Origin of the sequence: Aquisediminimonas profunda (assembly GCF_019443285.1) — a bacterium.
GTDB lineage: Bacteria > Pseudomonadota > Alphaproteobacteria > Sphingomonadales > Sphingomonadaceae > Aquisediminimonas > Aquisediminimonas profunda.
In genome coordinates this window covers 151959-164555 of the sequence record NZ_CP080327.1, presented here as the reverse complement: position 1 = coordinate 164555, position 12597 = coordinate 151959, and the positions used below count along the sequence as shown (strand labels likewise).

Annotated in this window: 8 protein-coding genes; 1 reads left to right on the top strand and 7 read right to left on the bottom strand. The window is 59.1% G+C overall.

Annotated elements, in window-relative coordinates; translation table 11 throughout:
• Positions 1-21: 21 nt before the first annotated feature.
• The 4 genes from K0O24_RS00820 to K0O24_RS00805 form a co-directional block, all read right to left on the bottom strand.
• Positions 22-1305 carry an amidohydrolase family protein gene (locus K0O24_RS00820; protein ID WP_219893961.1) on the bottom strand — a complete coding sequence of 428 codons (1284 nt, stop codon included), beginning with the start codon at positions 1303-1305 and terminating at the stop codon, positions 22-24.
• Positions 1302-2687, bottom strand: coding sequence for an amidohydrolase (locus K0O24_RS00815; protein ID WP_219893960.1), 1386 nt, complete (start codon positions 2685-2687; stop codon positions 1302-1304). The genes K0O24_RS00820 and K0O24_RS00815 overlap by 4 nt, the downstream gene beginning before the upstream one ends.
• Before the next feature lie 2 nt (positions 2688-2689).
• Positions 2690-4717 (bottom strand): peptide MFS transporter, encoded by a 2028-nt coding sequence (locus tag K0O24_RS00810; protein WP_219893959.1) that lies wholly within the window; start codon positions 4715-4717, stop codon positions 2690-2692.
• A 176-nt stretch (positions 4718-4893) separates the two neighbouring features.
• Positions 4894-6615: an acyl-CoA dehydrogenase gene (locus K0O24_RS00805; protein WP_219893958.1), complete on the bottom strand. Its 1722-nt coding sequence runs from the start codon at positions 6613-6615 to the stop codon at positions 4894-4896.
• A gap of 54 nt (positions 6616-6669) precedes the next feature.
• Between K0O24_RS00805 and K0O24_RS00800 the strand changes: the two genes are divergently transcribed.
• Positions 6670-7599, top strand: coding sequence for an L-threonylcarbamoyladenylate synthase (locus K0O24_RS00800; RefSeq protein ID WP_219893957.1), 930 nt, complete (start codon positions 6670-6672; stop codon positions 7597-7599).
• Between the two features lie 105 nt (positions 7600-7704).
• Here the strand turns inward: K0O24_RS00800 and K0O24_RS00795 are convergent, their stop codons facing one another.
• The 3 genes from K0O24_RS00795 to K0O24_RS00785 all read right to left on the bottom strand — a co-directional run bounded on the left by K0O24_RS00795 (position 7705) and on the right by K0O24_RS00785 (position 12559).
• Positions 7705-8547 carry a PEPxxWA-CTERM sorting domain-containing protein gene (locus K0O24_RS00795; protein WP_246611073.1) on the bottom strand — a complete coding sequence of 281 codons (843 nt, stop codon included), beginning with the start codon at positions 8545-8547 and terminating at the stop codon, positions 7705-7707.
• A 178-nt stretch (positions 8548-8725) separates the two neighbouring features.
• On the bottom strand, positions 8726-10513 hold the full coding sequence (locus tag K0O24_RS00790) for an adenylate/guanylate cyclase domain-containing protein (RefSeq protein WP_219893956.1): 1788 nt from the start codon (positions 10511-10513) through the stop codon (positions 8726-8728).
• A 15-nt stretch (positions 10514-10528) separates the two neighbouring features.
• A complete protein-coding gene (locus K0O24_RS00785) occupies positions 10529-12559 on the bottom strand; it encodes a toll/interleukin-1 receptor domain-containing protein (RefSeq protein ID WP_219893955.1) in 2031 nt (676 codons plus the stop codon).
• Positions 12560-12597 lie beyond the last annotated feature (38 nt).

Here is a 12597-nt window from a genome sequence, read left to right as displayed (position 1 = left end):
GGACGTCTCCAGTTCAGATTTTCAGCGATCATAGGCCTTTGGCAGATTGCCCTCCTGCGGGTGGGCATAACGCGCCCTGAGGCGGGTCTGGCGTGTGTCCAGCGGTTGGCGGACGCCATCGATCCAGACGGCTTCAACCCCCGATGTCACTTCTAGGGGGTCCCCATCCCAGATCACGACATCGCCGCGTCGTCCGGGCTGCAGCGAACCGATTTCGCTTCCCATGCCGATCGCTAGCGCTGGCTTTGACGTGATCGCAGCAAAGGCATCATTCCACGAAAGCCCGGTCGCACCCGGAACACGGGTCAGCGCGACGAGGTTTCCAGCGTATTGCGCGCCATGCATCGCCTGACGCGTGTCATCGTCATCAATCATGCCGATCGCGACTGTGACGCCGGCAGCCTTCATTCGCCCGACATTGGATTGCGTTGCCGCAATCTGGTCGAATGCGGCCGGCAAATCATTCACGGCCGACGCAATCACAGGAACACCCGCAGCTGCGATTCTGTCCGCAACTCTCCAGCCCTCGGTCACACCAACAAGGACGAGCGAAAGCGTCGGATATTCGCGCTTGAGCGAGAGGACGGCCAGAATGTCGGTCGCGCTCTCGGCGTGGACGACCAGTTTTTGCGCGCCTGTGATAACGGGCACGAGGGCGGCTGCATCGGCGCGCTTGAGCAGCGAATCTTCGCGAAGGCGGCCCACCTGATAATCGCGCGCTTCCGCAAGAGCATTTCGGAATGTCGCGAAAATGGCCGGTCGACTGCCGCCGGCACGACTGGCGCCGGTTTGGCCAAATTCGACGAACTGGAACGCCCTGGCCCGCGTAATCGGATCATGGTCGGCACCCGTGTCGATCACAGCACCCTGGCCGGCAAAGATGGCATTGCCGGCGTCCGGCGAGACCACGGCTCGCGTCACACCCGCTGCGCGGTTGACCGAAATGGCCTCCACATCGGGATTGACCGCGAGCGCAATATCGAGCGACGCGGAAAAAGGTGATGATTTCGCCGCGGTATCATTGCTTTCGTCAACGCCATCGACCCCAGCCAGGCCGATCCGCGAAAAGCCCGCAACGATACCCGGCGTGACCCACTTTCCGGTCGCATCGATCCGCTGCGCGCCGGCAGGGATGGCAACAGTGCTGCCCGCCGCAATCACACGGCCATTCGCGATTACCACCGTGCCTCTCTCAATCGGTGCGCTCCCGTCGCCGATGACGACCTTGCCGCCGGTAATGGCAATCGTCTGGGCAAATGCGGGTGTGGATACCAGAGCGAGAAGGGGAAGAAGCAGACGCTTCATTTCGTGTCTCCTTCACCTGGCTGGCCCAGTTCGAAATCGCTGACCGGCCGGAGTTTGGGATCGTTCGCGTCATACAGGAGCGCGCCATCGATCCAGACTTTTTCCGGGCGCGTGTAGACGGAAAGGGGATTGCCGTTCCACAAGACAACGTCCGCCATCTTTCCGGGCTTCAGGCTCCCGGTCTTGTCCGCAATGCCCAAGGCCTTTGCGGGATTGAAGCTCAGCCATTCCCAGGCCACTTCGTCAGAAATATTGATCCCCATGCGTCGACCGTCAGCAAGCGCCTTGGCTGCTTCCTGATAAAGCCGCTGAATCCCGTTGGGATCGTCGGAATGGACAATCGCACAGGCGCCGGCTTGCGCGACGAGCGGGATATTTTCGTTGATGGCATCATAGGATTCCATCTTGAAGCCCCACCAGTCCGCCCACATCGCGGCACAAATGCCGTTTTCTTTCAGCAGGTCGGCAATCTTGTAGGCCTCCACCGCGTGATGAAACGCCGTGATCTTGTAGCCGAATTCCTTCGCCATATCGATGACTTGCGCCATCTCGTCCGCGCGGTAGCAATGGTTCTGGACAAGGATGTCGCCGGACAGGACGCCAGCCAGCGTCTCCAGCTGAAGGTCGCGAGTCACAGTTTCGCCCTTGTCGATCTTGCGCTTGTATTCGGCAGCGCGGATCCAGGTCTGGCGATTGACCGCCATGTTCCCCATCCGGGTAGACGGCATCTGCCCCCGGCTGCCATAGACGCGCTTCGGGTTTTCACCGCAGGCCATCTTCAGCCCATAGGGTGCGCCGGGAAACTTCATGCCCTGCACCGTGCGCGCATAGACATTCTTGAGCACGACCGACCGCCCGCCGAAAAGATTGGCAGAGCCGGGCAGGATCTGGAGTGTCGTGATACCGCCATTGGCCAGTGCGCGGCTGAACCCGGGGTCTTGCGGCCAGACGCTGTGTTCCGCCCAGACTTCGGACCGGACGGGGCCCGTCGCTTCATTGCCATCCGAATGGGCCGCGACAGCGGGGGAGGGATAGTCGCCGAGATGCGAATGCACATCGATAATCCCCGGCGTCACCCATTTGCCGGCTCCGTCAAACACCGCGACATCTGCCGGGATCGGGGTTTCTGGCCCACCGACGCTGACAATCTTTCCGCCTGAAAAGAAGACGACGCCCTTTTCAAAGCGACCGCCCTCGCCATCATAGATGGTCACATTGCGGATCGCTGTCGCGACCCCGGGATAGGGCTTGTAGGTGGAAGGATAGGGATCGGCGTTGACCTTTGGGGGTGCCGCCTTGTCCGCCACCGCAGCAGGCTTTGCTCCCGTACCCGTGGTGCACCCAGCGAGCAGTGCTGCAATCAATACCCAACTCGTGCGCATGCTTATTTCACTCCGTGCATCAGATACTTCAGCGGGAAGGAGAAGAGCAGCAATAGTACCCCGATCCCGATCGAGACCTCGCCGATCGTCGTGAAGACGCCGATGTACGTATCAAGACTGACCTTGAGGTTGGTGACCTGCCCGCCAACGGTTTCTACGCTCGCGACCTGCGCGACCATCCCGGCAAAATATTGCGCGACCGAGATCGAGAGGAACCAGACGCCCATCATCATGCCGACGATCCGCGCTATGGATAGCTTCGTGATCATCGACAGGCCGACCGGCGAAATGCAGAGTTCTGCAATCGAGTGGATCAGGTAGAGTCCGGCAAGCCAGACCATGCCGACCTTGAACTCGGACCCGGCAAAGCTCGCTCCCCAGACGAGAAACAGGAAGCCGGCGCCTACGCCCATCAGGGCAATCGCGAACTTGATCGGGATCGAAGGCTCCAACCCGCGTTTGGCAAGCGCGCCCCAGATCATGCTGAAAATAGGCGCCAGCATGACGATGAAGAGAGCGTTGAAAATCTGAGTCTGACCCGCAGGCATCAGATAGACTTGCTGCTCGATCAGACCTGACTTGATATAGACGAGACCGGCAAAAGAGAGCAGGCCAACTATGCCGAAGCCGATGCCCATCGAACGGCGCGTCGCTGCTTCCTCACCATTGGCAAAGAACCAATGAGCGAGCCAGGCCAGCCCGAATGCCAGCCCCGCAGCGACCAGATAATAGGACAGGGCATAGTCGCGAAACATCGCGAACAACGGAGCCGTCCAGCCGATCTCCAGCACCGTATTCCGTTCGGCAAAGAGCGTCAGCGATGATCCGGCCTGTTCGAACAGGGTCCAGAAGACCACGTTGAAGACGATCAGGACCATGGCCGCGACCATCATCTGGAATTCCTTCTTTGATCCCTTGAGCCAGGACCAGAGAAGGGTCAGTGGAACGCCAAACAGAAAGGTCAGGAACAGAGCCTTGCCCATGATCGGCAGGCCAAGCACATAACCGACAATGCCCGTTCCGGCCGCCGGTTTTACATAGTTCATGAGGTTCGAAAACAGGAACCAGAAGAGCGGTATCGTCGCGAGTGCGCCGCCATAAATGTACCAGTCCTTCCCGGCATCCGCATTCTCTGGCCGCTCGCCATAGCCCTTCAGCCGTCCGCCATCGAACTGGAACAGAAGCCATGAACAGGCCATGCCGACTGCAGCCAGCCCGAAGCCTGCCCAGAATCCGACGGTTTGCGCCAGGATCGGGCAGAAGAATTGCGAAATGAGCGACCCAAGGTTGATGCCCATGTAGAATATGGTGAAACCCGCATCACGGCGTCGGTCGCCATCAGCATAGAGCGATCCCACAATGGTCGAGATGTTGGGCTTGAAGAAGCCGTTGCCGATTGTGACGGTCGAAAGCCCGAGCAGGAGCATCAGGACGAAGAAGGGGGATCGTTCGCCGTCGGACTTGAACGTGCCTTCCTCAAACTTGCGCGCTTCCTTGCCATCGGCTGCGATCAGCGAGACCGATTTGTCCTCATTGCCCTTGATGACGAGCGACTGCCCGCCAAAGTTCACAGATTTCGTCGCCTCTTCGCCCGTTCCCTGGACAATGATTTCATATTTCTGGCCGTCGATTGTCGCGAACGGCTTCGCAGAGTCACCAGTGCCGCTGAAGCAGAGAATGAAATAGCCCAGCGACATCATCAGCGCGCCAAACTTCACCGAGCGCTTGGAGCCGAGGTAATTGTCAGCAATCAGACCACCAACGAGCGGCGTCAGATAAACGAGCGCCGTGAAGCCGCCATAAAGTCCGGCGGTTGTCGTGTCGCTGAAGAGAAAATGGTTGGCGAGGTAGAGCGTGAGGATCGCGCGCATGCCATAATAGCCAAAGCGTTCCCACATTTCCGTCGTGAAGAGGCGCTTCAATTGCTGCGGATGGCCAAACCAGCCTCCCGTCGCACCAAAATCGACTGCCCCGATATTCATCGGCGCGGCGCCGGGTTCGACTGGAGCTTCGTTTATACTATCTGTCATGGCGCCGTGCGCTCCCCTTTTATAATTTTTTGTGCCGCTGTTCCGGCGTCATGGCGACTGAGACTAGCGGCGAATCCCGAACCCTCAAGCAATTTTATTGCGTGAAACTCCTCGGTGTTCAATCGCGAGGCTGCCCGGTGCGCGGTGGCCCCTGCGCTAGCGTGTTCGTCAAAGTCTCAGGCGGCCAACTCGTCTGCGCTGAGCGAGTAGAGCATCGCAGCGCCAGCCTTGGCCGAGGCGGCCAGCCCAAGGGCCTCGGTCACGATGTGCGCGAGGAAAAACGTGACGCTTGCCTGCTTGGCCTTGAGGAATGCTGGATCACCCTCGCCCACCGCAAGCCGTTCCGCGGCCACGCGTGCCTGTCGTTCGAGCAGCCAGCCTGCGGTTGCGACCGATGTCATCGTCAGGAAGGGGACGCTGCCGGCAAGTCGATCATCAACATCGGCCTCAAGCATCCATTGCCCGATGCCTTCCACTGCGTCGATCAACGCCACAAGGCCCGCGTCCTTGGCTTCGGCGCGCATGTCGGCAATCAGGGCTGCGAGCCCAGAGCCGCCGTCACCCGCCAGTTTGCGTCCGACAAGGTCTGCCGCCTGTATGCCGTTGGTCCCCTCATAGATCGGGGCAATGCGGGCATCGCGATAATGTTGGGCAGCACCCGTTTCCTCGATAAAGCCCATGCCGCCGTGCACCTGGATTCCCAATGACGCGACTTCGCATCCGACATCGGTTCCCCATGCCTTTGCAAGGGGTGTGACAAGATCGAGCCGCTGCCTTGCGCCCTCGATCCCGAGATGATTCCAGTCAACCTGTGCGGCCGCGTAATAGAGCAGCGCGCGAGCGCCCTGTGTCAGTGCCTTCATGCGCAGGAGCGTCCGCCGCACGTCCGGATGCTCGATGATGGCCACTGGCTGCGCGCCTGGTCCCGAAGCGCGGGCAGACTGGATGCGCTGGGAGGCGTAGCCCAGCGCCTGCTGCGTCGCGCGTTCGGAAATCTGGACGCCCTGCAGCCCGACGTTCAGCCGGGCGTTGTTCATCATCGTGAACATCGCCCGCATCCCGCCCATTTCCGGGCCGATCAGATGGCCTGTGCAGGCGTCATTGTCGCCATAGGACATGACGGCGGTCGGGGAAGCGTGAATGCCCAGCTTGTGCTCAATGGACACGCAACGCAAATCGTTCTCGGTCCCGTCGGGCCTGATCTTGGGAACGAGGAACAGCGAAATGCCCCGCGTGCCGGCCGGTGCGCCCGGTGTCCTTGCGAGGACGAGGTGGATGATATTCTCCGCAAGGTCATGCTCGCCAAAGGTGATGAAGATCTTCGTGCCCTTGATGTTGTAGCTGCCATCGGGATTGGGCGTCGCGGTCGCACGCAGCGCGCCGACGTCGGATCCGGCCGTCGGCTCCGTCAGGTTCATCGTGCCGGACCATTCTCCAGTCACGAGCTTGGGAAGGTAGAATGCGCGCTGGTCGTCGGAGCCATGGGCCAGTAGGGCTTCAACCGCGCCCGATGTCAGGATCGGACACAGTGTGAAGCCCATATTGGCCGTGCCGAGATCTTCAAGCACTACAAAGGCCAGCGCGTGCGGCAGGCCTTGCCCGCCAAACCCGGTCGGCCCGTCGATCGTTCCCCAGCCTCCATCGACATAGGCATGATAGGCGGCCTTGAACCCCGGCGGCATGGTGACCTTGCCGTCAGCCCACTTGGGAGTATTTGTATCGCCGACCCGGTTGAGTGGCGCCCATTCGCCCGCCGCAATGGCGCCCGCGCCCTCGAGGATAGCATCAACCATGTCGGGCGTTGCTTCTGCGAAGGCAGCGTGTCCGGCCAATTCGGCAATGCCGGTCACGGTGTCGAGAACGAAACGCTGTTCGGCGATGGGCGGGGTGTAGGACATATCTCAACCTGTCATTGGCTTGCGTGATCGAATGCCGCGCTCTAGCGGCACAGCGTGGAGACTGAAAGACCGCCTTTCGAAACGCATGTCCAGCCTTTTGGCACAGAAGCGATTGCAACGGCCGCAGCGCTGATCGCGCAGGGGCAGTGCGTCGCTATGCCCACCGAAACGGTCTATGGCCTTGCTGCCGACGCGACGAACGGTATCGCAGTTGCGGGAATTTACGCCGCGAAAGGTCGCCCAAGCTTCAATCCGCTGATCGTCCATGTTCCCGATCTGGCAACGGCAGAAAAGATCGCGATCTTGAACCCTGCAGCGCGCGACCTTGCTCAGCGCTTTTGGCCAGGCCCCTTGACGCTCGTTCTTCCGCTCCGGCCCGACAGCGGGATCGCCAGCCTCGCAACCGCCGGCTTGAAGACGATTGCGCTCCGCGTTCCAGCCCACCCCGCGATGCTGGCCTTGCTCGCGGCCTGCGGCAAGCCGCTTGCCGCACCTTCCGCCAACGCAAGCGGCAGCATCAGCCCGACCTGTGCAGCACATGTCCTCAAATCCTTGGGAGGGCGCATCCCAATGATCATCGATGCGGGGCCGACGAGTCTCGGCCTTGAATCCACGATCGTTGCGGTGGCTGAAGATGGAGCAATCCGCTTGCTCCGCCCCGGCCCGATCGACCTTGGCCTCGCGCTGTCACAGACCGGCGCAATCGAAGCGCCCGGTCAGCTTGCCAGTCACTATGCGCCCGCAAAGCCGCTTCGCCTTGATGCGACATCGGGGGGTCAAGATGAATGGCTGATCGGCTTTGGAGACATACAGGGCGAAGCGACGTTGAGCGCCAGCGGCGATCTCGTCGAAGCAGCAGCTAAGCTTTTCAGTGCGCTCCATGATGCTGAAGCCTCGGCGTCTCAGCGCATTGCGGTCGCACCCATTCCGGCAACCGGGCTGGGCATGGCGATTCTTGACAGGCTGCGCCGGGCTGCCGCCTGACGACACACCAGCACCGCCGGCTGAGTCAAACGGATTGGAATCGTCGCAACGTCAGTCTCGGGCCCTTGCACAGACGTCAAATTCCCTGACGGTCAAGGCACCGAGCTAAATTGAGGTTTGTTGTCCTTTTGCCGTCGAAACGCGCTCCGCCCGCCTTCTCATGCTTGCTCCCACAAACCCGAAGCCAAGGATCAACATGGCCCAGACGGACGGTTCAGGCACTGCAGACAGTCCCAACCCTCGGAAAGTGGCGGGCATGAAAAAGGTGCTGCCATAGGGCGTAGGGCTTCCAATTTTGCCATCCGCTCCGGCAACGCCTTCGACCATGAATTCTCTATCAGCCAAAGCAAGCTGGTACTTGGTGTAATCAACGCCATCCGGGCCAAATTGAAAAAGGCCGTCGAACCCGCCAGTCGTTGGAGTCAAGGTGATAGAATATGAATTGGCATGACACAGAGGGCCGGGCTTCAAGCATGTGAACCATTCCGCAAAGATCACGCCGTTGCTGAGGAGGCTGAGCGAACCGCTCTGATAGAATCCACCATTGCCGAGCGGATCAAGGTCGAGGATCTGTCCAGCATTAATAAGCGTTTTTGGTCCATATTGTTGGGACGTCGGAAGCGATCCGTCATTCACGCCATTGGTAATCGCCGTTACAAATGGTGCAAAGTTGATTGGTTGACCGAACGTAACAATGCTGTTCCCGTGAATGAACACCTTGCTGGTGAAAGCTCCTCCACCAAAGCTAACACTGTACGGCAAAGTCAGCCCATCGGTGATCGGGTTGCAATCATCGCCATTCAGATCGCAATACCCGCTGAGAAGCGTCGTGATCGGGTTGCCGTTAGGATCCTGGTCAATCGCCGTACGCCGAGCTTCGGCGGAGGACGGCAACAAGGTCAAACTGGCCGACAGCACGGCCATTCCAAAAAAGGCAAGTGCGCGCATTTCAATGTCCCCCGGTTGAGTCGAACAAAAATCGACTCATGCCAATTCTTGAAGCATCTGCCTGAAATGCAGACTCCACAAGCCCCTTTAGCAAGTTATCCAGGCCAACTATCTGTAGTTATTTGATAATGTTCCAAATTGGCACGGATTGTGCCGCACTCATCAATGCATCCAAGGATTACCCGGAATTCATTTCCGCGACTGTCTGTGTCAGCCGGTAGAGAATGCGCGCGCCATAGTCTTTGGCCAGCTCCATTTTGCCGACATATTCAAACTGGAAAGGATGTGCGTCCTTCGTCTCGATCAGGGCCGCAAACTGCTGGGTCGTGTAAATGGCGCCCACCGGAACGCGCGGTTCGATCCGCGCTGCGAGCGTGACTTCCGTTCCGTAAAATGTGCGCGCCTGCTGTATCGGATCGAAATCTTCATAGATCGGACCGCAATGGAGGCTGATCCTCATGCCGCCCTCTTCGGGAAGGCCCGCCTTATGGAGTAGAGCTGGATCTAGCGCCGTTTGAATTTCCAAGGCGATCCGTGCAGCCTCATTGGGCGTTCTGATTACGCAGTAGATCGCATCCCCCCAACTGTTCCGATACAGAACGGCATCTCCATGATTGCCCAGGATGGTGCCGATCGCGCCCATGACGAAATTGAGGAAGTCCGGCAGCAATTGTTCGCTCAATTTCGAAAAGCCGGAGAAGTCGGCAAAAATGATTGCATGGATTGACCGGGAGGTTTGTGTGGTCACAGCCTTAGGGGGAGGCAGCGCAAGGCGAGGTCTATTCTGCTCGACATAAATGATTCTCGTGGCACCGTTCTGGCTGCGCCATTCGGCAATGTCGGCAGCGGTTCCGGCAACCGAAGTGCCGGGGGTTCCATCCCATACCGCGAGTTGCACAGCGTGCGTTTGCATAGTCTTCGATCGCAATCGCGCCGTGCCCATGGCCAGCTTCGAACAATAGGCAAACTGATGATCGTCATTCACGAATGGCATTTGCGCGGCAAAGGTAACAGAAGCAGCCAGCGCGCGGGCATGTTCGTATCGGGGCAGCCATTCCTGCCCGCCCATTTTCACCGAAGTCTCAAGAAAGTCATCTTCTGCAAATGGCAATACGACGTGAACCTCGCCACCCCGTCCGATGATTGCTTCGGCAATCATGATATCGGCACCACAAGCAAGCGACCCATAGGCGATCGACGAACCGGTCTCATCAAGGGCGGCAGCTATTTGCAATGCCAACGCGCGAGCGCCGCTCCAATGATCCGAAAACATATGGCCGCAATAATGGAGAATTGGAGCGGGCCGGATCGCGGCAAGCAGCGTTTCCCGAAGGTCCGTGTTGATCGTGAGATGCGCCAAGATGATGCCAACCTGGCGCGTGGTTGAGGCCATGCCACCGGGATTGGCGTCGGGAAGGCAACGCGCCGCCTTGAACGCCTCCGCTGCTTCTGCAAAATTGCCACACAGCAACTGTGCTTCGCCCAGTGTCGCCGCGGCAAAATAGTCTTTTGGTGTAAAAATCTCCGGACGACGGACAATCGCTTCGGCCAAGGCAACGGCACGATCACGATCTCCCGAGAGGAATGCCGTTGTGGCTTCATTGATCCTCGAAAAATATCCGTCATCAAGCATGCTGGCCTGATGATATGTTTCACTCGATTGCCGAAAGAGGCCGGCCTGTTCTGCAGGACCGGCGCGAAGCGCAAGATCCTTCAGCAACCGCGCTTTGAGGGCGATTGCATCCTCTGTGCCGATCTCTGAGACACGGTTGCGATCATAGGATTGGATGGCGGCATAGGGTTCGCCGAGCCGTGCGAGCGAAAGTGTCTGGAGGAAACGGAACTGCGGGTCCTCAGGCCATGCGAGCAAACCTTCACGGGCCAGCTCAAAGACTTTGAACATGTTGCCGCGCGCCAGCGCCTTTCGGATCTCCTCGTGGGCCGCGTCCAGGTCTATGCTGATCATGTCGCGAATACCATTTCAGTTTCGCGGGCTGCTGGTTCGTTGGGGCAGTCGGTTTAGTCGCTGTTCGGCCCTGTGCCCAAAAAGCGAGGATGGCGTCCATCGCTTCCGCAATTCGGGCATGCTCTCAATGAGGATTGGCCGGGCCTCATCTGGCTTGCCGCTTTCGATCAGACAACCGCCTTTCGTGTTTGCGACCCAAGCCGATCGCCAAGGATCGTCGGGATAATCCGATCGCATGATCGGCTCCGCCTGCGCAAGCATTGCAAATGCTTCAGGAAATGCCCGCCTCTCGCATAGAAGGTCAGCCAGTTCGGTCAGAATCGGGGCCCGGTTGCGATGTTTGTGCATCTCGGCCGCCATCAAGGCCTTGCGGAAAAGTCTTTCCGCTTCAACTGGACGGTTCAGGCCGCGCTCTGCAATTGCAAGATTGGCAAAGGTAAAGGCAAGATCATCATGTGTTTCACTGCGCTGCTGTAGGTTGATGACGACGGCGCGCTGCAGCAGTGGATAGGCCTGCGCGAACGCCCGCCTTTCAAGCATGACGCGGGCAACATTGTTGATCGTGATCGCGACGTCCGGATGGTTCGGCCCAAGGACCAGTTCGTCGGAACGTAACGCACGCAACCAGTATCGTTCCGCCGCCGCAGAATCACGCTGCAGATAGGCGATCGAACCAAGCTCATTGAGATCTTCGGAAACACGGGGATGGGCAATGCCCTGTATTGGAACGCGAATTTGCAGCGCGCGTTCAAAAAGAGGCCTCGCCTTTGCCAGTTCACCATCTGTCAAAGAGTTGAGACCAAGCGCTTCCAGATCGCGCGCGACGGTTGGATTCCGATTTCCGTGTCTGGCAATATCGAGGGCCAGTGCGGTCCGAATGTCAGCTTCGGCACCCCGATAATCAGCGATCGCGGACTTTGCTTCGCCCAACCCAATCAGGATCGGAGACACGAGTTCGGGATTGCCCCTATCCGCGTCTCGCGCCAATTTCAGAGCCTCGCCATACGTCGCAATTGCCTTTTGATATTCGCCCTGCCGCGTCTGGGAATCTCCCAGAGCCATCAGCTGCCGTGCGCGCACGCCTGGATCATCAACATTCAGCCGCAGGGAATCACGGATGATCTGGTCACCCTTCTTGTAGGCACCAAGCCCGAGATAGACCTGGCTGAGCGTGGTCATAAGCTCTGCCTTGACCGTCGGTTCATCGCCCAGAGACTGGGAGATCCGCACCGCGCCTTTGTCGAGAATCTCCTGCGCAGTAATCTTTGCGCCCTTCGCCTCTGACGGATCGGATACTTCGAAAAGCGACTTGACGAATTCGACCGTCCGCTCCGCAGTCATGGTTTTCTGGCGGGCTATATCGCGTTGCGCGATAGCATCGTTCCGGGCGATGACCGCCAAGCCGGCCAGGCCGGACATCAAGACGAAGCCGACCGCCGAGGTCCCCGTAATAATCGCCAGTCGCTTTTGCCGCCTGGCCTGTTCCCGCTGTCGCAGTTCGTCATATCCAACTCCCAGCAGACCCGCGAGCAACTTCAGGACAGCGGCTCTTTTCCCATCTGCTTCGTCCCGAAGATCGGCTGCGAGTGGCTCTTGGCCTCCACCTTCCAGCAAAGCTGGCGGAAAGCTGGCATTGTCGTCCTCGGAATCGGCAAGATTTGGCGTGCGGGCTTCCCCATCGACGACCAGCAGCTGGATCCGGTCGCGCCGCCCGAGAGCAATATAGGTGCGAATCTCTTCATTCACCCATCGCGAACGAGCAGAGTGGGGCGAGCAGATGACAATGAGACTCGCAGATTCGAGCAGCGCATCCCTGACGGATTGTGCCAGGTCACTCGACGCGGCGAGTTCCTCGCGATCCTGGAAAACCGGAGGGAGCCGTTTCCCGAGGATACCAAGAGGGGAATCTTGGCCGTGCAGCCTTTTCGGAATGGTGTATCGCTCAAGCTGCTTGAGCAGCCAGTTCGCCCACATCCGATCCTTGTGGTTGTAGCTGATGAAGGCCGAGTAGCGCAGTCGTGATCCCTCCCCAAGGTCAGGATACACGTTGCGAAGTTGTCAGTCTAATCCCATGCGGCTGCCGA

Bases quoted from the DNA above. Each gene is read 5' to 3' on its own strand.
- K0O24_RS00820 (WP_219893961.1), bottom strand. From the start codon at position 1,305: ATGAAGCGTCTGCTTCTTCCCCTTCTCGCTCTGGTATCCACACCCGCA.
- K0O24_RS00815 (WP_219893960.1), bottom strand. From the start codon at position 2,687: ATGCGCACGAGTTGGGTATTGATTGCAGCACTGCTCGCTGGGTGCACC.
- K0O24_RS00810 (WP_219893959.1), bottom strand. From the start codon at position 4,717: ATGACAGATAGTATAAACGAAGCTCCAGTCGAACCCGGCGCCGCGCCG.
- K0O24_RS00805 (WP_219893958.1), bottom strand. From the start codon at position 6,615: ATGTCCTACACCCCGCCCATCGCCGAACAGCGTTTCGTTCTCGACACC.
- K0O24_RS00795 (WP_246611073.1), bottom strand. From the start codon at position 8,547: ATGCGCGCACTTGCCTTTTTTGGAATGGCCGTGCTGTCGGCCAGTTTG.
- K0O24_RS00790 (WP_219893956.1), bottom strand. From the start codon at position 10,513: ATGATCAGCATAGACCTGGACGCGGCCCACGAGGAGATCCGAAAGGCG.